Origin of the sequence: Pantoea trifolii (assembly GCF_024506435.1) — a bacterium.
Lineage (GTDB): Bacteria > Pseudomonadota > Gammaproteobacteria > Enterobacterales > Enterobacteriaceae > Pantoea > Pantoea trifolii.
Genome location: NZ_JANIET010000001.1, coordinates 938,732 through 957,727 on the forward strand (window position 1 = coordinate 938,732; position 18,996 = coordinate 957,727).

Genomic DNA, 18,996 nt, shown 5'->3' on the forward strand with positions numbered 1-18,996 from the left:
AGATGGATTTGGTCAGTTTTAATCAGTTGTCACCCGAAGCCGCGCAGGCGGCGATTGCCCACTGCGTAGCGATTCCCGGATGGCAACAGGCGCTGGTGGCGGCGCGGCCCTATGCCGACGTTGCGGCTTTGCAGGCACAAGCCGATCGTCTGGCGCAGTTTTGGCAAGCCGCAGAGCTTGAGCAGGCGCTGAGTGCCCATCCGCGCATCGGCGACAAAGTGGCAGGCGCGGATAAAGAAGCCACGCTGTCGCGCAGTGAGCAGTCGGCGATGCAGCAGGCGAACGGCGCGCTGCAATTGGCGATGCTGGCGGGCAATCAAACCTATGAGCAGCGGTTTGGCCGGGTGTTTCTGATTCGCGCCAAAGGGCGCAGCGGCGGAGAGATGCTTGCGGAATTGCAGCGTCGGCTTAACAACGATGCAGCGAGTGAGCAGCGTGAAGCGCTGGCGCAGCTGCGCGAAATTACCCTGTTGCGGCTAAAGGAGAGCATCACATGAGCACCATTACGACGCATATTCTCGATACCGCGCTGGGCAAACCGGCGATCGGCGTGGCGGTTTCGCTCGAGCAGAACAGCCCGGAAGGCTGGCTGCCGCGGGTGGAAGGCAACACCGACAGCGACGGACGCATTAAAGATCTGACGCCCGAACCGCTGGCGCCGGGTCATTACCGTTTGACGGCGGAGATTGGCGACTACTTTGCTGCCGAAGGGCGCGATGCGCTCTATGTGAGTGCGCAGATTGATTTCGTGATTGGCGCCACAGGCAGCCATTATCATTTGCCGTTTCTCATCTCGCCGTGGTCGTGGTCGACTTATCGCGGCAGCTGATAATGTGCGCCACTTCACGCGCTGCGCTTGAAAGCCAGTAACTATCAAAACCTTCGGTTCATCCAAATATATTCCTGGCGAAAGTGCGGCTAATCTTAGTCGCATATTAGAAAGCAATATGAAGCCAATGGAGCCGATAAACATGAGCACGCACGACAATAACGATAATGCAGCAGCCGCAGGCAAGTGCCCCTTTCATCACGGGGCGTCTGAAGAGAAAAGTGTACTGGCGCGTGGCGCCGGTGGCGGGACATCCAACCGCGATTGGTGGCCCAATATGTTACGCGTCGATCTGTTAAACCAACACTCCAACCGTTCCAACCCGCTTAGTGACAACTTCAACTACCGCGACGAATTCAGCAAGCTGGATTATTCCGCATTAAAAGCCGATATCCGCGCACTTCTCACCGATTCGCAATCCTGGTGGCCAGCCGACTGGGGCAGCTATATTGGGCTGTTCATTCGCATGGCGTGGCACAGCGCGGGTACTTATCGCACCATTGATGGTCGCGGCGGTTCTGGTCGTGGTCAGCAACGTTTTGCGCCGCTGAACTCGTGGCCGGATAACGTCAGCCTCGATAAAGCACGTCGCCTGCTGTGGCCGGTGAAACAGAAGTACGGTCAGAAAATTTCCTGGGCTGATCTCTATATCCTGGCGGGTAACGTCTCGCTGGAAAACGCCGGCTTCCGCACCTTCGGCTTTGGTGCCGGTCGTGAAGACGTGTGGGAACCGGATATGGATGTAGACTGGGGCCACGAAACCGAATGGCTGGCGCATCGCCATCCAGAAGCGCTCGCCAATGCACCGTTGGGTGCCACCGAAATGGGCCTGATTTACGTCAACCCGGAAGGTCCGGAAGCCAGCGGCGATCCGAAATCAGCGGCGCCAGCGATTCGTGCCACCTTCGGCAACATGGGCATGAACGATGAAGAGATCGTGGCGCTGATTGCTGGCGGCCATACCTTGGGTAAAACCCACGGCGCGGCAGAAGCCAGCCATGTCGGCGTGGATCCGGAAGAGTCACCGATTGAAGCGCAGGGCCTTGGCTGGACCAGCAGCTACGGCAGCGGCGTGGGTAAAGATGCCATCACGTCGGGTCTGGAAGTGGTGTGGACGCAAACCCCAACGCAGTGGAGCAACTACTTCTTCGAGAACCTGTTCAAATACGAGTGGGTACAGACGCACAGCCCGGCGGGCGCGATCCAGTTCGAAGCGGTTGATGCCGAAGCGATTATCCCGGATCCATTTGATCCGGAGAAAAAACGTAAACCCACCATGCTGGTTACCGATCTGACGCTGCGTTTTGACGAAGAGTTTGGCAAGATTTCGCGCCGCTTCCTCAACGACCCGCAGGCATTCAACGAAGCCTTTGCCCGCGCCTGGTTCAAACTAACGCACCGTGATATGGGACCAAAAGCGCGTTACATCGGTCCGGAAGTGCCGAAGGAAGATCTGCTGTGGCAGGATCCATTACCGCAGGCGATTCATCAGCCAACGCCGGCTGATATCAGCGAGATTAAAGCGCGCATTGCTGCTTCAGGTTTGAGCGTCAGCCAGCTGGTTTCAGTGGCCTGGGCTTCAGCTTCAACCTTCCGTGGCGGTGACAAACGTGGCGGTGCCAACGGTGCACGTCTGGCATTAGCGCCGCAGAAAGATTGGGCGGTGAATGCCAGCGTAATCAATGATGTGCTGCCAACCTTGCAGAAGATTCAGCAGGAATCCGGCAAAGCGTCGCTGGCAGATGTGATTGTGCTGGCGGGTAGCGTGGGTATCGAACTGGCCGCTTCAGCCGCTGGCGTGGCAACGCAAGTGCCGTTTACGCCGGGCCGTGTGGATGCGCGTCAGGATCAAACCGACGTTGAGTCATTCAACTTCCTGCAGCCGCTGGCCGATGGTTTCCGCAACTATCGTCGCAGCCCGAAAGGTTCTTCAACCGAAACACTGCTGTTAGATAAAGCACAGCAGCTGACGCTGAGCGCGCCAGAATTGACGGTGCTGATTGGTGGTCTGCGTGTTCTCGGCACTAACTTCGACGGCGGCCAGCACGGCGTGTTCACCGATCGCGTTGGCGTACTGAGCAATGACTTCTTCGTCAATCTGCTCGACATGCGCACCGCGTGGAAAGCCACCGACGAGAGCGAAGAGCTGTTTGAAGGTCGCGATCGTCTGAATGGTGAAGTTAAGTTCAGCGCCACACGTGCCGACTTAGTGTTTGGATCGAACGCTATCCTGCGTGCGCTGGCCGAGGTATACGCCAGCAGCGATGCGAAGCAGAAGTTCGTCACCGACTTCGTCGCCGCATGGACCAAAGTGATGAATCTGGATCGCTTCGAGCTGTAATCTAAAAAAGCCGCAGCGGACTCTCTGCTGCGGCTTAAACTTTTAATCTTCGCGAAATGCTTCGAAGGGCAGGTTAAAGCGTTTAGCCAGCGCGGCTTTGTGTTTGTCTGTCAACGAACGTTCTCCTTTCAAAATTCGGTTCACATAAGAACGCTGACCAATTTCATTCACAAAGGATGACTGGTTGAGGTTGTGTTGATCCATTAACACTCGCAGTAACGCTACACCACCAGGCAATGCGGTGATACGCGCGTTGAACGCAGCAAACTCCGGTGCACTATCTTCATATTTCGCCACTTTATCGGTGAGCATTTCAATCAGCGGATGATCAGGTTGATGTTCAATCAGATACTCCACCAGTTCTAACGCCTGTTCATAATCAGCTTTCGAGTTACTTCCGCCCAGCAACGGGACGACTTTAATCAAATTGTTGCTGGCCTTGATGGCTTCGGCGATCATTCTTTTTTCTCCCGATAATGCTTTACCCATTTGTCATACTCGGCATGCGTTACAACATGTTTAATGAAGATTCGTTGGGCTATAAAATCAGCAAAAAACATCACTCTGAGATTATTTCCACCTACATTAATCACCCACCATTTCGCCCGGTATTTCATTCGGTCAAGACTTGGAAAATAGGCTCTGAGCGCATCTGGATCGGCAAAATCGTTGCCATTTAAGGTTCTGTAAGTGGCATCCAATGCTGCTGCATCATTTGGAAATCTCCGTGTCGCTTCTGTGAACACTTTCCTTGAGATAACGTGCATCATTCCCTCGCCATGTTCCAACATGGAAACATGGTAGCGCAACAATGCCATGTTTCCAAGCAGGAAACAAAATTTTAGCGGGTTTTTAAGAGAGGGGAAAATGTGCCGCGCAGCGTCCACGCGGCAAAGAGGTTACTTCAGCGTATACCCATCCGCATCACGCCATGCCGGGAAGCGTTCACGGTAGGCTTGCAGCTCTTCAAGAGACAACTCCGCATCAAGACGTGCGCGCGCAAAAGGCTCACCGCTTACCAGAATCTCACCCAGCGGCGAAATAATGCGGCTGTCACCACTGTATTGATGTTGATTGCCATCGCTGCCGACGCGGTTGCAACCGGCAACGTAAGCCTGATTTTCAATCGCACGGGCTAACAGCAGCGACTGCCAGTGCAGCGCACGCGGAGCCGGCCAGTTGGCGACATACAGCGCCAAATCGTAGTCGTTGTGATTACGCGAAAACACCGGGAAGCGCAGGTCGTAGCAAATTTGCGGCATAATACGCCAGCCGCGCCACTCAAACACTTCACGCCTTTCGCCCGCCACGTAGTGCTGATGCTCATTGGCCATGCGGAACAGATGGCGTTTGTCATATTGATGCAGCGTGCCGTTCGGTTCGACCAGCAAGAAGCGGTTCACCGCGCCTTTTTCCGTCTGGATCGCCGCACTGCCGCCGACGAGCGCGTTGCTGGTTTGCGCGTGCGCGTGCAGCCAGGCGACGACTTCATCCTGCGGCAGCGAACTTTCGGCGGCTTCCATAGCAAAACCGGTGGTGAACATCTCAGGCAGCAGAATGATGTCGCGGCCTTCAATGCCTTTCAGCACGCCATCGAAATGACGCAGGTTGGCTGCGCCATCCATCCAGCTCAGGGTTTCCTGCAGAACGGTAATTTTCAAAGCTGACATAAGCGCTCCGCAGCGGCGTCGAGCGTCGCTTCCTGTTTGGCAAAGCACAGACGAATCAGCTTGTGCGGGAAGGGTTCGGCGCAGAACACCGACAGCGGAATCGCCGCCACGCCGACTTCTTTGGTCAGCAGCTGGCAGAAACTCACGTCATTCAGATCGGAAATCGCGCTGTAATCGACCAGCAGGAAGTAAGTGCCTTCACACGGCAGCACTTTGAAACGGCTGGCGGAGAGCTTCTGAATAAAGCGATCGCGGCGCGCCCGGTAGAATTCCGGTAGTTCACGGTAGTGTTCTGGCTCCTGACGCAGCATATCGGCAATCGCCAGTTGCGCTGGCGTGTTCACCGAGAAGGTCAGATACTGATGCACTTTACGGATTTCAGCGCTGATCGCCGCCGGTGCAATGCAGTAACCCACTTTCCAGCCGGTCATGTGGAAGGTCTTGCCAAATGACGACACCGCAATCGAACGCTGACGCAGTTCAGCATGCGCCAACACGCTGGCGTGGCCCTCTTCGGCGAAACAGATGTGCTCATACACTTCGTCGCTCAGCACGTAGATTTCCTGCTCAGCAATCGCCTGCCACAGTTCGGCATAATCGCTTTTGCGCCACACGGTGGCGGACGGATTGTGCGGCGTATTCAGAATCACTAAGCGGGTTTTGCTGCTAAGCAGGCTACGGAATTCGTGCCAGTCAACGCGGAAACCCGGTGGCTGCAGGGCGATGCGTTTCAACACGCCCCCCGCCAATTGCACGGCAGGCGCGTAGCTGTCGTAGCTTGGGTCGAAGCAGATCACTTCGTCACCGGCACGCACCAGTGCGGTAATTGCGGCGTAGAGCGCTTCGGTCGCGCCTGCGGTGATGGTGATGTCGCTGTTGACGTCAGGCGTGTGGCCGTAAAGCGCAGCGGTTTTCTCAACAATCGCTTCACGCAGTGGCAGTACGCCGATCATCGGTGCATATTGGTTGGCGCCCTCGCTGACGTGATGCGCCAGGCGCTGCTGCAAATAGCGCGGACCGTCAAAATCGGGGAAGCCTTGCGAAAGGTTGATGGCGTTGTGCTGCTGCGCTAACGCGCTCATTTGCGTAAAGATGGTGGTGCCGAGCGCCGGTAATTTGCTCTCGGGGATCAGGTTGTGCTGCGTCATTGTTTTGTGGCCTTAAGCGCGAATGTCGTTGCGGAGAAACCCTGTGTTGCTGCCACTATAAACAGGATGTTAACATTTGGCAATCGAGACGCTTAGACGTCTAAACTAACCTGCGGAGCCTGTATATCGCTATGACGGATTTTCTTCCACTGGAACATTTAGTGGCCGCCTGCCACTGGATTGGTGGCAAAGGCTGGGCACCCGCGACCGGCGGTAATATGTCGGTGCGGCAGGACGCGGAGTATTGTCTGCTGAGTGCGTCCGGCAAAGATAAAGGCAGCCTGACACGTGATGATTTTATCCAGGTTGAGATCGCCACCAACGCGGTGCCATCGGGCCGCACGCCATCGGCGGAAACCGGCCTGCATACTTTGATTTATCGTCTTTTTCCGCAGGCGGGCGCGGTGCTGCATACGCATACGGTCAACTCGACGGTGCTGTCGCGGGTGGAGAAGGGCGATGCATTGCTGCTCAGCGGCTATGAGATGCAGAAAACGCTGGCCGGGCAGCAGACGCATCTGAATACCGTCGCTATTCCCTTGTTCGATAACGATCAGGACATTCCGGCGCTGGCGCAGCGCATCGAAGCTTTTGCCGCCGATACGCCGCTGCAATATGGTTTTCTGCTGCGCGGCCACGGTTTGACCTGCTGGGGCAAGGACGTGAACGAAGCGCGTCGCCATCTGGAAGGTTTGGAATTCCTGTTTGAATGTGAACTGCAACGTCGCCTGCTGGAGGCCAAATGATTCGCGCCATTGTTACTGATATTGAAGGCACCACTAGCGATATCCAGTTTGTGCATCAGGTGTTATTCCCTTATGCGCGCCAGCATTTAGCAGCGTACGTGCGGGAATATCACGCAGATGAAAACGTCGCCGCCGCACTTAACGCGGTGCGTGAAGAGTCCGCTGCGCCTCAGGCCTCGCTGGAGGAGCTGATTACCACGCTCACGAATTATATCGATGAGGATCGCAAATCGCCGGGCCTTAAAGCCTTGCAGGGCATGATTTGGCGCGCCGGCTACGTGGAAGGCCAGTTTACCGGTTACCTTTATCCCGACGTTCTGCCGGCTTTTGAGCGCTGGCAGCAGCAGGGGATTGGCCTGTATGTTTATTCCTCGGGATCGGTCGCCGCGCAAAAACTGTTATTTGGCTACAGCGATGAAGGTGATTTAACCTCGCTGTTTAGCGGCTATTTTGATACCGGCGTCGGCGCGAAACGTGAGGCGCAATCGTATCGCAATATCGCCGAAAAAATCGGCCTTGCGCCTGCGTCATTGCTGTTCCTGTCAGATATTCATCAGGAGCTGGATGCAGCAGCGGATGCGGGCTGGCATACCGTGCAGTTAATTCGTGGCGAGGCGGATAACGCCAGTCGTCATCACCAGGTCACCGATTTTTCCCAGATTAAACCGGAGTCGATTTAACATGAGTGCATTGACCATTTTTACCGATACCGAAGCCCATCAACCGGTGTGGCACAGCACCGATGCCGAGGCGATTCGCGATCGTCTCAACGCGAAAAACGTGCGCTTTGAACGCTGGGAAGCCGATCGCGATCTGGGTGCGAATCCCGATGCAGAGACGGTGATCAAAGCCTATCAACATGCGATTGATCGTCTGGTGGCCGAGAAGGGTTATCAGAGCTGGGATGTGCTGAGCATGCGGGCGGATAATCCGCAGAAAGAGGTGCTGCGCACCAGGTTCCTCAACGAACACACGCATAGCGAAGATGAAGTACGCTTCTTTGTTGAAGGTTCAGGGCTGTTCTGCTTGCATCTGGATGGCGAGGTGTATCAGATTTTGTGTGAGAAGAATGATCTGATCTCAGTGCCTGCTGGCACAGCGCACTGGTTTGATATGGGTTCTGAGCCGCACTTTACCGCGATCCGTATTTTCGATAATCAGGAAGGTTGGGTGGCGAATTTCACCGGCGACAAGATTGCCGATGCGTATCCGCGCTTAGCGTGATTGTAGGGTCGTCATTCATGACGACCTTTTTTCTCAACCGCACATTACCCATTACCCTACGGCTGAAAAATCCCTTCCTTTACCTGCGCTGGCGTCACCACGCCAGTATCCAGCACCCAACCGCTAATCAACGCAGCTGGCGTCACATCAAAGGCCGGGTTATAAACCGCCGCATTCTGCGGTGCCCACTGCACGATACCAAAGCTGCCTGATACGCCGGTCACTTCGTTAGCGGAGCGCTGCTCAATAGGGATGGCGTCGCCGTTCGGACATTGCCGATCCAGCGTGGTGTGCGGTGCGGCGACGTAGAACGGAATGCGGTGATAGTGCGCCAGCACGGCCAGGCTATAGGTACCAATTTTGTTCGCGACATCACCGTTCGCCGCGATACGATCCGCGCCGACCCAAATAGCATCGACCACGCCGCGCGCCATTAAACTGGCGGCCATCGAATCGGTAATCAGCTGATAAGGAATATTTAGCTCACCCAGCTCCCATGCGGTTAAGCGACCACCTTGCAGCAGCGGTCGTGTCTCATCCACCCAGACATTTTTCACCAGACCTTGTTGATGAGCGTAGGAGATGACGCCGAGCGCCGTGCCGACGCCCGCAGTCGCCAGCCCGCCGGTATTGCAGTGCGTCAGCAGTTGGCTGCCCGGTTTCACCAGCGTGCTGCCCGCGCGCGCGATGTTGTCACACAGTTGCTTATCTTCGGCCACCAGGCGCAGCGCTTCGCCGCTCAACGCCGCGACGAAATCACTTTCGGCCAACGCCACTTTCATGCGATCCAGGTTATTCATCAGGTTCACGGCCGTTGGCCGCGCTGCGCGTAGCACCTCCAGCGCCGCTGCTAATTCCTTGCGCGGTGCGCCATGCTCGCCCAGCAGCGCCAGCAGCAAACTGGCTGATAGACCAATCAGCGGCGCACCGCGCACGCGCAAGGCGTGAATATGTTCAACCAACTGCGCGACACTGTGCGCAGGCAGCCAGTTTTGTTGCTGTGGCAGCGCTTGCTGGTCAAGGATCCACAGTTGATTATCGCGGACCTCAAGGCTGGTGGTACGAAGTGTTTGCATGGTGTGAAATCCCTGTTGCGTTAATGCTGGCTATTGTGCCAACATGCGTAACGGATGTATAGACGTCTGAACGGCTTATTACTATCGATAATCGAGGAACAGGCAATGTCGCAATACCGTACGTTCAATGCTGCCGATGCTGTGGAATATGCGAAACAATTTGGCGGCGTGGACGATCCGTCTGCGCTGGTGCGCGCCGAAGAGATCGGTGATGGCAACCTTAACCTGGTGTTTAAGATTTTCGATAATCAAGGCCGCAGCCGTGTGGTGGTGAAGCAGGCATTGCCGTATGTGCGCTGCGTCGGCGAATCCTGGCCGTTGACGCTGGATCGCGCGCGTCTCGAAGCGCAGACGTTGATTGAACACTACAAACACTGTCCGCAGCACACCGTCAACGTCACCCATTACGATGCCGAACTGGCGGTAATGGTGATGGAAGATCTCTCCAGCCATCGTATCTGGCGCAGCGAACTGGTGAAGGGCGCTTATTACCCGCAGGCTGGCCGCCAGGTTGGCGAGTATCTGGCGCAGACGCTGTTCCATACCTCCGATTTCTTCCTGCATCCGCATAAGAAAAAAGCCGAAGTGGCGCGTTTCATTAATCCGGAAATGTGCGAAATCACTGAAGACCTATTCTTCAACGATCCGTTTATCGATCATGAGCGCAATCAATATCCTGCGGCGCTGGAATCGCTGGTGGTCAGCCTGCGCAGCGACGATGCGCTAAAAATCGCCGTGGCCGGTCTCAAGCATCGCTTCTTCGCTGATGCGGAAGCCTTGCTGCATGGCGATGTGCACAGCGGTTCGATCTTTGTCGCCGATGGCAGCCTGAAAGTGATTGATGCGGAGTTCGGTTACTTTGGGCCGATTGGTTTTGACGTTGGCAGCGCGATTGGCAATTTGCTGATTAATTACTGCTGCCTGCCGGGCCTGCTGGCACCGCGTGAGGCGGCAGAAGGGCGTGAACGTCGTTTGAGCGATGTACAGGAAGTGTGCAATCAATTTGCCAGCCGCTTTTTGGAATTGGCGAAAGAGAAAACCCGCGATGTGGCGCTGGCTTATCCCGGTTATGCCGAATCCTTCCTGCGCAAAGTGTGGCGCGATACCTTGGGTTATTGCGGTACTGAGTTGATTCGCCGCACGGTGGGGATGTCTCACGTTGCGGACTTCAAACAGATCGAAGATCAGACCATGCGCACCGAGTGTATTCGCAGCTGTATCACGCTAGGACGCACGCTGATTCTGGCTGCCGATCATATTGCCGATGTGGATGCGCTGATTGCGCGGATTCGTCAGGCGGGTTGATGCTGGTGTCGGGAAATCAAGCAGGGGCTGCAGAATAACCGGCTGACGCTGCGCAGCAAAAAACCGGAGATGGTGCGTCAGGAGCTGTGGGGCGTGCTGCTTGCGTATAATCTGGTGAGATATCAGATGATAAAAATGGCGTCGACGCTTAAGGGATACTGGCCTAATCAGCTGAACTTCAGCGAGTCTGCGGCCTGGGTAATGAAGCTGCTCTGGACGCTTGAGGGCGCGTTACCGGGGCGGATCCCGGAACTGGTGAAAAATGTGGGCGCGATGGCGCAGATAGTCAAACTGCCGGGGTGACGGGAGAGGTCGTTCCCGAGAGTGGTGAAAGAGAGGCCCTGGAAGTACCCGGCAGCCAAAAGAAAAAATGCCAGTCAGACTTAACTGACTGGCATTAGCCCCGTTTCCGGGGCTTTTTTTATTTCACGTTTAAGCTGGATTTTTTAGCTTCATAACGATGTATTCAACACCCGGCTCATTCGGTAACAGCTGAAGGGACGATTCAATGACAGTAATTTTCCCTGCGTTGATGTCATCCAGGCGGCCACGCACAATCTTATCGGTGTGAACGTTTAAGTCGATGCTAAAAACATCAGGGCTTGCGATCATTTTGTCACGTTCAGACTGTGGCAAGGCATAAAATTCTTCGAAGTTCATTGGAAAAACTTTATTTGCTGAGTGAAAGTTAATTACTAACGGATTACGCAGAAGGACGTTCGTTCCATGCGTCCGTGTACTGGATATTACCATCCACAATACGCCAGGTGATTTTTTCATACTGCAGGCTAACGCTTTCCGTGTGGTTCAGCTTGTCATTGCCCGACAGTTTTGTGTTGGCCACGCCGCAGTTAACGCCGGTGACTTTCACGTTTTCCATCAGCACGGTGTAATAGCACACCTCTTGGCCCGCATCGCTGATGTTGTAGAAACGAATTTCGGCGCTTTTCAACGTCTGGCCGGTGGCCGCTGCTTTATAGAGATAAGGCGTTGAGCTATCCACCTCTTTCTCGATCATCATTGATGAATGCTGGCGCGTGCCGGTTATTTTGCCGTTAGCGGTGTCTACCGGCAGGTTAATACCGTGGCTCAGGCCGATAATTTCAATGCTGCCTTCACGTTCGTGAACATCGACAGAACCTCTAATATCCGCGCCACCATCGTCTTTAAGCCACATATACGGAGGAATTGGCATTTATTTGCTCCTTATTTTTTTGATTAACTTCATTGTTAAAATGTAAATAACAACCGTGATGGGAATCACTGTGCATACGGACATGTAGAAATAGATGTCGTAAAAACGATCCGCTCCAATCTCTTCATTCCCGTAGATCATTTGGCCGATTTTCAAGGCTAATTGTTCGTTAAACCATAACTCTGGCGGGCCCAGAGTACGGGCGACAACTAGCATCAGCGCGAGAAAACAAGCGACTTTGGCCGCTCTACGGGCAAGTGTTTGAATAACCACTGGCAATCACCTCAATGTATCCGCGCGCCATTAAATTTTTCATGCAAGGAACCGGGATCGGCGCTGTTCTCAGAAGGGCATTACGACTTAGCGCATAGTCTGAATTAAGGTGGAGAGTTATACATCCTTCAGATACGCGGCCGGGATGGAGGCGAAATAATCCGCGTCTGACGTCATTAATCCACGTTTCATCATCAATGCTCAGATCGTCACGATATAAAGCAAACCATTCATCGCGATCAAATTCAGCACCGTTAAAAACGCGGTTATATAAATCCTGTGACTTTGCCTTAGCCCATGAAAGCAGGCCACCCCTCCCACGCTCAACAATCCAGTATTACCCGGTGGGATAGGCCCAACGTTTGGGACGGCCATACATGCAGGAATATTTCTGTAGGCACCTTTCCCGGAAAACGCCATGAAGACGCCCACGCCATACAGATTCAACGGCACGAAATCTGCGCCGTTCAAAATCATCTTACCGATAATTGGCATCGTTAATCCCTAACCTTTAATCCATGTAGTAACTGAGGTTTATGTTACATCCCTCATATTGTCAGAACCAGAAATAATTAGAGTTGGTAATCAATACAGCTTTTACGATCACGCTTTGCCATTGGCGTTGTTAAAACAACAACGAGAGACATAGAATCTCAACGAACAACCCCCCCTTTGGCGCAAGACGTGCGACACAAACAGGATATTCGTTATGTCGCAGACGCTAACCGATCAGGATTTTAAGAACGCCGCCACCAAACTCAGCTGCAGTGAAGCCGCCGTGCGCGCCGTCGCCGAAGTAGAGAGCTCCGGTATCGGGAAATCAAGCAGGGGCTGCAGAATAACCGGCTGACGCTGCGCAGCAAAAAACCGGAGAAGGTGCGTCAGGAGCTGTGGGGCGTGCTGCTTGCGTATAATCTGGTGAGATATCAGATGATAAAAATGGCGTCGACGCTTAAGGGATACTGGCCTAATCAGCTGAGCTTCAGCGAGTCTGCGGCTTGGGTAATGAAGCTGCTCTGGACGCTTGAGGGCGCGTTACCGGGGCGGATCCCGGAACTGGTGAAAAATGTGGGCGCGATGGCGCAGATAGTCAAACTGCCGGGGCGACGGGAGAGGTCGTTCCCGAGAGTGGTGAAAGAGAGGCCCTGGAAGTACCCGACAGCCAAAAGAAAAAATGCCAGTCAGGCTTAACTGACTGGCATTACTCCCTGCGGAGGCTTTTGTGTTTTATGCGGCTTCACTGGCTCGCGAATTGGTTTTCGTCTGCGTCTTTGGCACCGCCAGCGCTTCCGGCGCAAAATCATCGACGTTAATCGCTTTCAGGCGGCTGGCCTCAGCTCGGATCAGCACCTGCGCTTCGCTTTCATCAATCCAGCCCTCTTTCAGACCACGCTGCGCCAGCGCATCCAGACGGGTGAACGACAGGTGTTTTTTCTGCTGCTGGCACAGACGATCGTGAATCACTTCGGCGGCCATCACATCCTGCAGCGCCTGCTCCAGCTGACCCGCCGGATTATGTACGCTTGGTGTCAGATACTGACCACGGCCCAAACGGGTGCGCGTCGCGGAAGGTAATTGCAGCAGTTTCGCCAGTTTGTGATCCAGTTTATCGGACGGTGCCGGGCAGTGATGACCACCGGCGAAAATCACCATTCGCAGCGCACCGGCCACCATGCGGTTCGGGAAGTTGCGCAGCAAATCATCCATCGCCACTTCGGCCTGATGCAGCGCATCCTGCACGCCCCAATGCACCAGCGGCAAATCAGCTTCGTTGCGGCCTTCATCCTCATAACGTTTCAAGGTAGCCGACGCAAGATACATCTGGCTCAACACATCGCCGAGACGCGCCGAGATGCGTTCACGACGTTTCAGGCTGCCGCCCAGCACCGCCATCGACACATCTGACAGCAGCGCGAGGTTGGCGCTTAAACGGTTGATATGCTGATAGTAGCGGCGCGTGGCGTCGCGGGTTGGCGTGGCGCTGGTGCGACCGCCGGTCAAGCCCAGCCACAGGCTGCGCACTTTATTGCTGCCAACGTGGCCGATATGGCTGAACAGCGCGCGATCAAAAGTTACTAGATCGTTTTTCGCTGCGGCGTTCATCTCTTCCAGCACCCACGGATGGCAACGGATGGCGCCCTGGCCGAAGATGATCATGCTGCGCGTCAGGATGTTAGCGCCTTCTACGGTGATGGCGATCGGGGCGCCCTGATAAGCACGCGCCAGGAAGTTGTTTTCGCCCAGCATAATGCCTTTACCGCCAGCGATATCCATCGCGTCGATAATGGCGCGCTGACCGCGATGGGTGCAGTGATACTTCACAATCGCCGACAGCACCGCCGGTTTTTCACCGAGCATAATGCCGCTAGTGATCAGCGTCGCGGCAGCGTCCATCACGTAAGCGTTACCGGCAATGCGCGCCAGCGGCTCTTCGATCCCTTCCATTTTACCGATAGAGACTTTGAACTGACGGCGGATGTGCGCATACGCACCGGTTGCCAGCGCAATGCTTTTCAGGCTGCCGGTTGAGTTCGAAGGCAGCGTAATGCCGCGACCCACTGACAGACACTCCACCAGCATGCGCCAGCCTTGACCGGCCATCGACGGGCCGCCAATGATGAAATCGATGGGTACAAAAATGTCTTTACCGCGCGTCGGACCGTTCTGGAACGGCACGTTAAGCGGGAAGTGGCGCTGGCCAATTTCTACGCCTGGCGTGTGCGTTGGGATCAGTGCACAAGTGATGCCGAGCTCTTCGGTATCGCCCAGCAGGTGATCCGGATCCGAGAGTTTGAACGCCAGGCCTAACACGGTGGCAATCGGTGCCAGCGTGATATAGCGCTTGTTCCAGGTGAGGCGCATGCCGAGCACTTGCTGACCTTGCCATTCACCCATGCACACCACGCCGGTATCAGGAATGGCGCCCGCATCCGAACCCGCTTCCGGGCTGGTCAACGCAAAGCACGGGATCTCATCACCGCGCGCCAGACGTGGCAGATAATGATCTTTCTGCTCATCGGTACCGTAATGTTGCAGCAATTCGCCTGGGCCGAGTGAGTTGGGTACGCCGACGGTGATCGCCAGAATGCCTGAGACGCCCGCCAGTTTCTGCAGCACACGCGCCTGCGCATAAGCGGAGAATTCGAGGCCGCCATACTCTTTCTTAATGATCATGGCGAAGAAGCGATGCTGTTTCAGATACGCCCACAACTCCGGCGGCATATCGGCCATTTCGTGGGTGATTTCGAAGTCATTCGCCATGCGGCACGCTTCTTCTACTGGACCATCAATAAAGGCTTGTTCCTCTTCGGTCAGGCGTGGCTGCGGGTAGTTATGCAGCTTCTGCCAGTCCGGTTTGCCGCGGAACAGATCCCCTTCCCACCAGGTGGTGCCGGCGTCGATCGCCTCTTTTTCGGTGCGTGACATCGGCGGCATCACTTTCTGGAAGCTGTGCAGCGCCGGCTTCGAGAACATGCTGCGGCGCATCACTGGCAGGTTGAACGGCAGCAGGATGATCGCCAGCGGCAGCAGCATCCACGGTGTCCACACGTCAGCGGCCGCCAGCGCGCCGGTCCACAGCAGCAGAATCACGCTGCTCAGCTGAAGAGAAATTTGGTGGTAGAACAACACGCTAAGCAGGATTAGCGTCGCAACGATTGAGGCAACCAACATAATGAACCACTCCATAAGTAGTAAGAGGTCTGACCTGTTATGGGTGTAGGTTTAGAATATGGGGCAAAATTTATCAATCTGTTTACATCGCAATTACAACACATCTCACAAATTCGTTGCACGATGCGCAACAACTGCCAAACTTCCTCAAAGCGCCGCGCTTTTACTGGATGCAGGCGCTTTGCGACATAGCCCCATTCCGTTAAACTTGCCGGGTCAATCTTTCCTCTAAAGGACATCCCTATGTATCAGGACATTATTCGCTCAGAGCTCAATGAAGCAGCCGATACGCTTAACAACTTCCTGAGTGACGACGCTAACATTCACGCGATTCAGCGCGCTGCAGTTTTGCTGGCCGACAGCTTTAAAGCGGGCGGCAAGGTGCTCTCCTGCGGTAACGGCGGCTCGCACTGCGATGCCATGCATTTTGCTGAAGAGCTGACTGGACGCTATCGTGAAAACCGTCCTGGCTACCCGGCGATTGCCATTTCTGATGTCAGCCATCTCTCCTGCGTTAGCAACGATTTTGGCTACGACTATGTGTTCTCGCGCTATATCGAAGCGGTTGGTCGCGAAGGCGATGTGCTGCTGGGGCTTTCTACTTCCGGGAACTCTGCCAACATCATCAAAGCCGTAGAAGCTGCGCGCGCGAAAGGCATGAAAGTAATTACTCTGACCGGCAAAGATGGCGGCAAGATGGCAGGTTCAGCGGATATCGAAATTCGTGTGCCGCACTTTGGCTATGCCGACCGCATTCAGGAGATCCACATCAAAGTGATCCATATCCTGATGCTGTTGATTGAAAAAGAGATGGTTAAGTCATGATGCGTTCCTCTCGCCGCGTGCGAGAGGATCTAACTTAAGGCGGTTGCTATGTGCGAATTGCTCGGGATGAGCGCCAATGTCCCCACGGACATCTGTTTCAGTTTTACCGGTCTTGTGCAGCGTGGCGGTGGAACCGGGCCGCACAAAGATGGTTGGGGCATCACGTTCTACGAAGGAAAAGGGTGCCGCACCTTCAAAGATCCGCAGCCGAGCTTTAATTCGCCGATTGCCCGTTTGGTGCAGGAATACCCGATCAAATCGCATTCGGTGGTGGCGCATATCCGCCAGGCGAATCGCGGTGAAGTGTCGCTGGAAAATACCCATCCGTTCACGCGTGAGCTTTGGGGCCGCAACTGGACCTACGCACACAATGGTCAGCTTAAAGGTTACCGTCAGCTGGATACCGGGCCGTTCCGTCCGATTGGTGAAACCGACAGCGAGAAAGCGTTCTGCTGGATGCTGCACAAACTGACCGAGCGCTATCCACGCACGCCGGGCAACTGGCCAGCGGTGTTCCGCTACGTTGCCGAGCTGGCAGCGGAAATGCGTGAGAAGGGCGTGTTCAACATGTTGTTATCGGATGGGCGCTACCTGATGGCGTTTTGTTCGACCAATCTCTACTGGATTACGCGCCGTGCGCCGTTTGGCAAAGCCACGCTGCTCGATCAGGATGTGGAGATTGATTTTCAGCAGCAGACGACGCCGCAAGATGTGGTGACGGTGATTGCCACGCAACCGCTGACAGGCAATGAAACCTGGCACCGGATAGTGCCAGGCGAGTGGGCGTTATTTTGCCTGGGTGAGCGCCAGGAATGATTTCGAAGCAGCATCCGGTGTAGAGATCACCGGTGTGCTGTTCACCGCATATTGGCCGGTGGCCGTCACATTCACCGTTGGCGGCACGCGGTACTTGGCAAAGTACGCATAGCCCGGCTGCAGTTCACGCCAGAAGTTAATGTACGTCGAGTATTTATGACGTTGCATATTGCTGTCGGTCATGCGGAACGGATAGATGTTGACCTGAATTTCCTGCTGGCCATTGCGCAGCGCGGCATTGGTGTAGGTGAAGATCTCATCCATTGACGCATTGGTCATCGCATAGCAACCAATTGATACGCAATCACCGTGAATCATTAAATAATTGCCGTCATAACCTTTAGCGCGATCGTATTGATTCGGGAAACCGGTATTAATAGCGCGATAGAAACGGCTATCCGGTTTCAACTGATTCAGCTTGACGTTATAAAAGCCTTCCGGACTTTTGAAATCGCCCTGACGACGTTTAGGTCCTAAACCGCCAGAGAAATTACAGATGCGATAGCTGTCCAGCAGACGATATTCATTACCGATTTTGCCGTACAGTTCCAGCGTACGCTCTTCCTTGAAAATCTGAATAAAAACGGGGGTGCCAATTAGTTGTTTCTTTAACTCTTTGCTCACCGGAGCCAGCGGTTGCGTCGGCTCGGGGTTAATTGCCCAGCTAAGGACCGGCATAAGAATCATCGCAAGCGTTAATGCGATTCTGCCCATTCTGTAGATACCTTGAATTGAAGAGAGACGATGACGCTAAGCGTCCGGGTATTGCATTATCGGAAATATCCGCTATCGCAGCGCAACATTAACATTGTCTGGCTTTTAATCAAGCCAGTGTCCGAGAAAATGGCGCGTTCCTAAAAGGAATACGACCACTAATTTGTAAACTTTAATTAGATGGACAAAAAAAATCGCCTTTTTACGCTTGGCTTCAAAACGATTTAATCCTGACGAGTAATAAGACATGTCTTGGGTGTTGAAAACGATGGCGTATCTATACTGCGCCAGTCATTTTCAACAGGTAAAAAACTCATGGATCTCGTCACTCGCCCGTCCCTTTATCAGGTGGAAAACCTGCACTACATGTTGTCGTCCGGTCCTGACATGATCAATGCACACTTACGCAGCGGCAAAGCATGGGAGCCAACAACGCTGCAAATTGCACAATTGCTGATTGAAGGTATTGAGCGTCCGGTATTGGTCGATGTGGGGGCGAACTTAGGTGCCTGGTCGGTACCGATGGGCGATCATATTCGCACTAAAGGTGGCATCTTGTATGCCTTTGAACCGCAACGCCAGGTGTACTATCAACTGTGTGCCAATCTGTTCAGCAATCAGCTGTTTCACTGTCATGCTATGCAGATGGCAATTGGTGATGTCAATGGGGAAATTGACGTTCCGGTATTGGATATGCAAAACGAAGTGAATGTTGGGGCGCTGTCGCTGGATGCTGATATTCGTGCGCAGCAGAAGATGCTCAGCACTGACATCACCACGTGTGAATCCGTGCGCATTGCTACCATCGATAGCCTGAAATTGCCCGCGGCGCACCTGGTTAAAATCGATGTCGAAGGGCTCGAATTGGAGGTGCTTAAAGGTGCACGTCTGTGGCTGGGGAGCTCAGGTTATCCCGCCATTTTGTTCGAAGTCTGGGGCGATTATCTGCCAGGCCTGATCCCCAAACGTAATCGTCTGCTCAATTTGCTAAAGCGTGCTTTAGGCTATGAAGTCGATATGTTCGGTGAACTCGGTATCGCTCAGCACCCGCAAAATAAACGTCTTGAGATAAAGAGAACCGATAAGGGCATGGAGATTCGTCGCCTGTTTTAATCTTGCTTTTTAGCATTGCCAATACTTTTGCATCTGTACAAATATCCAG

At 54.3% G+C, this 18,996-nt stretch carries 21 protein-coding genes and 3 pseudogenes; 13 read left to right on the plus strand and 11 right to left on the minus strand.

Translation table 11 applies throughout. From position 1 onward, the window contains the following. The first annotated feature begins 2 nt into the window (after nt 1–2). The 3 genes from uraD (at nt 3) to katG (ending at nt 3,170) form a co-directional block, all read left to right on the plus strand. Nucleotides 3–497: a 2-oxo-4-hydroxy-4-carboxy-5-ureidoimidazoline decarboxylase gene (gene uraD / locus NQH49_RS04205; protein ID WP_256695692.1), complete on the plus strand. Its 495-nt coding sequence runs from the start codon at nt 3–5 to the stop codon at nt 495–497. Further along, nucleotides 494–829 carry a hydroxyisourate hydrolase gene (gene uraH / locus NQH49_RS04210; RefSeq protein WP_256695693.1) on the plus strand — a complete coding sequence of 112 codons (336 nt, stop codon included), beginning with the start codon at nt 494–496 and terminating at the stop codon, nt 827–829. The genes uraD and uraH overlap by 4 nt, the downstream gene beginning before the upstream one ends. A 142-nt stretch (nt 830–971) precedes the next feature. Further along, nucleotides 972–3,170, plus strand: a complete 2,199-nt coding sequence (katG, locus tag NQH49_RS04215) for a catalase/peroxidase HPI (RefSeq protein ID WP_154195080.1) — start codon at nt 972–974, stop codon at nt 3,168–3,170. Between the two features lie 42 nt (nt 3,171–3,212). Here the strand turns inward: katG and NQH49_RS04220 are convergent, their stop codons facing one another. From NQH49_RS04220 to NQH49_RS04235, 4 genes are all read right to left on the minus strand, one after another. Further along, nucleotides 3,213–3,629 carry a helix-turn-helix domain-containing protein gene (locus tag NQH49_RS04220; RefSeq protein ID WP_256695694.1) on the minus strand — a complete coding sequence of 139 codons (417 nt, stop codon included), beginning with the start codon at nt 3,627–3,629 and terminating at the stop codon, nt 3,213–3,215. Continuing rightward, entirely contained in the window at nt 3,626–3,937 is a 312-nt protein-coding gene (locus NQH49_RS04225) for a type II toxin-antitoxin system HigB family toxin (protein ID WP_256698373.1), read from the minus strand. Before NQH49_RS04225 ends, NQH49_RS04220 begins: the two co-directional genes overlap by 4 nt. 132 nt (nt 3,938–4,069) lie before the next feature. Further along, nucleotides 4,070–4,840, minus strand: coding sequence for an amidohydrolase (locus NQH49_RS04230; RefSeq protein WP_256695695.1), 771 nt, complete (start codon nt 4,838–4,840; stop codon nt 4,070–4,072). After that, nucleotides 4,828–5,988, minus strand: coding sequence for a pyridoxal phosphate-dependent aminotransferase (locus NQH49_RS04235; protein WP_256695697.1), 1,161 nt, complete (start codon nt 5,986–5,988; stop codon nt 4,828–4,830). The genes NQH49_RS04230 and NQH49_RS04235 overlap by 13 nt, the downstream gene beginning before the upstream one ends. A gap of 131 nt (nt 5,989–6,119) precedes the next feature. Between NQH49_RS04235 and NQH49_RS04240 the strand changes: the two genes are divergently transcribed. Genes NQH49_RS04240 through NQH49_RS04250 form a run of 3 tightly spaced genes read left to right on the plus strand, consistent with a single transcriptional unit; the run spans nt 6,120 to nt 7,958 of the window. Continuing rightward, nucleotides 6,120–6,734 carry a methylthioribulose 1-phosphate dehydratase gene (locus NQH49_RS04240; protein WP_256695698.1) on the plus strand — a complete coding sequence of 205 codons (615 nt, stop codon included), beginning with the start codon at nt 6,120–6,122 and terminating at the stop codon, nt 6,732–6,734. Continuing rightward, a complete protein-coding gene (gene mtnC, locus NQH49_RS04245) occupies nt 6,731–7,414 on the plus strand; it encodes an acireductone synthase (RefSeq protein ID WP_256695699.1) in 684 nt (227 codons plus the stop codon). Before NQH49_RS04240 ends, mtnC begins: the two co-directional genes overlap by 4 nt. 1 nt (nt 7,415) lies before the next feature. Continuing rightward, nucleotides 7,416–7,958 carry a 1,2-dihydroxy-3-keto-5-methylthiopentene dioxygenase gene (locus NQH49_RS04250; protein ID WP_256695700.1) on the plus strand — a complete coding sequence of 181 codons (543 nt, stop codon included), beginning with the start codon at nt 7,416–7,418 and terminating at the stop codon, nt 7,956–7,958. Nucleotides 7,959–8,014: 56 nt separating this feature from the next. Here the strand turns inward: NQH49_RS04250 and mtnA are convergent, their stop codons facing one another. Beyond that, nucleotides 8,015–9,034 (minus strand): S-methyl-5-thioribose-1-phosphate isomerase, encoded by a 1,020-nt coding sequence (gene mtnA, locus NQH49_RS04255; RefSeq protein WP_256695701.1) that lies wholly within the window; start codon nt 9,032–9,034, stop codon nt 8,015–8,017. Nucleotides 9,035–9,139: 105 nt separating this feature from the next. On the opposite strand from mtnA, the gene mtnK reads away from it, so the two are divergent. Both mtnK and NQH49_RS04265 read left to right on the plus strand, forming a co-directional pair. After that, nucleotides 9,140–10,339, plus strand: coding sequence for an S-methyl-5-thioribose kinase (mtnK, locus tag NQH49_RS04260; protein WP_256695702.1), 1,200 nt, complete (start codon nt 9,140–9,142; stop codon nt 10,337–10,339). A gap of 9 nt (nt 10,340–10,348) precedes the next feature. Further along, nucleotides 10,349–10,726 (plus strand): annotated as a pseudogene (locus tag NQH49_RS04265) (IS4 family transposase); the annotation flags it as partial. Nucleotides 10,727–10,771: 45 nt separating this feature from the next. Here NQH49_RS04265 and NQH49_RS04270 read toward each other — a convergent pair. The 4 genes and pseudogenes from NQH49_RS04270 to NQH49_RS04285 form a co-directional block, all read right to left on the minus strand. Beyond that, a complete protein-coding gene (locus NQH49_RS04270; protein WP_256695703.1) occupies nt 10,772–10,999 on the minus strand; it encodes a hypothetical protein in 228 nt (75 codons plus the stop codon). A 43-nt stretch (nt 11,000–11,042) separates the two neighbouring features. After that, entirely contained in the window at nt 11,043–11,534 is a 492-nt protein-coding gene (locus tag NQH49_RS04275; RefSeq protein WP_101762526.1) for an Hcp family type VI secretion system effector, read from the minus strand. Continuing rightward, nucleotides 11,535–11,807 (minus strand): hypothetical protein, encoded by a 273-nt coding sequence (locus NQH49_RS04280; protein WP_256695705.1) that lies wholly within the window; start codon nt 11,805–11,807, stop codon nt 11,535–11,537. It abuts the gene before it with no gap. Beyond that, nucleotides 11,782–12,302 (minus strand): annotated as a pseudogene (locus tag NQH49_RS04285) (DUF2778 domain-containing protein). Before NQH49_RS04285 ends, NQH49_RS04280 begins: the two are co-directional and overlap by 26 nt. 214 nt (nt 12,303–12,516) lie before the next feature. Here NQH49_RS04285 and NQH49_RS04290 point away from each other — a divergent pair. Further along, nucleotides 12,517–12,657 carry a hypothetical protein gene (locus NQH49_RS04290; RefSeq protein ID WP_256695706.1) on the plus strand — a complete coding sequence of 47 codons (141 nt, stop codon included), beginning with the start codon at nt 12,517–12,519 and terminating at the stop codon, nt 12,655–12,657. Beyond that, nucleotides 12,609–12,998 (plus strand): annotated as a pseudogene (locus tag NQH49_RS04295) (IS4 family transposase); the annotation flags it as partial. The gene NQH49_RS04290 and the pseudogene NQH49_RS04295, both read left to right, overlap by 49 nt. 36 nt (nt 12,999–13,034) lie before the next feature. Here the strand turns inward: NQH49_RS04295 and fadE are convergent. Then, on the minus strand, nt 13,035–15,479 hold the full coding sequence (gene fadE, locus NQH49_RS04300; protein WP_256695707.1) for an acyl-CoA dehydrogenase FadE: 2,445 nt from the start codon (nt 15,477–15,479) through the stop codon (nt 13,035–13,037). Nucleotides 15,480–15,722: 243 nt separating this feature from the next. Between fadE and lpcA the strand changes: the two genes are divergently transcribed. Further along, nucleotides 15,723–16,304, plus strand: coding sequence for a D-sedoheptulose 7-phosphate isomerase (lpcA, locus tag NQH49_RS04305; protein ID WP_256695708.1), 582 nt, complete (start codon nt 15,723–15,725; stop codon nt 16,302–16,304). A 48-nt stretch (nt 16,305–16,352) separates the two neighbouring features. Further along, entirely contained in the window at nt 16,353–17,120 is a 768-nt protein-coding gene (locus NQH49_RS04310) for a class II glutamine amidotransferase (protein ID WP_256695709.1), read from the plus strand. On the opposite strand, the gene dpaA is transcribed toward NQH49_RS04310, so the two are convergent. Beyond that, the gene (gene dpaA, locus NQH49_RS04315) at nt 17,091–17,834 is read right to left on the minus strand and encodes a peptidoglycan meso-diaminopimelic acid protein amidase (RefSeq protein WP_154153769.1); all 744 of its coding nucleotides are present in this window, start codon (nt 17,832–17,834) and stop codon (nt 17,091–17,093) included. The two genes, NQH49_RS04310 and dpaA, sit on opposite strands and share 30 nt — an antisense overlap. 315 nt (nt 17,835–18,149) lie before the next feature. Between dpaA and NQH49_RS04320 the strand changes: the two genes are divergently transcribed. Beyond that, nucleotides 18,150–18,947, plus strand: a complete 798-nt coding sequence (locus NQH49_RS04320) for an FkbM family methyltransferase (RefSeq protein WP_256695710.1) — start codon at nt 18,150–18,152, stop codon at nt 18,945–18,947. Nucleotides 18,948–18,996: the final 49 nt, after the last annotated feature.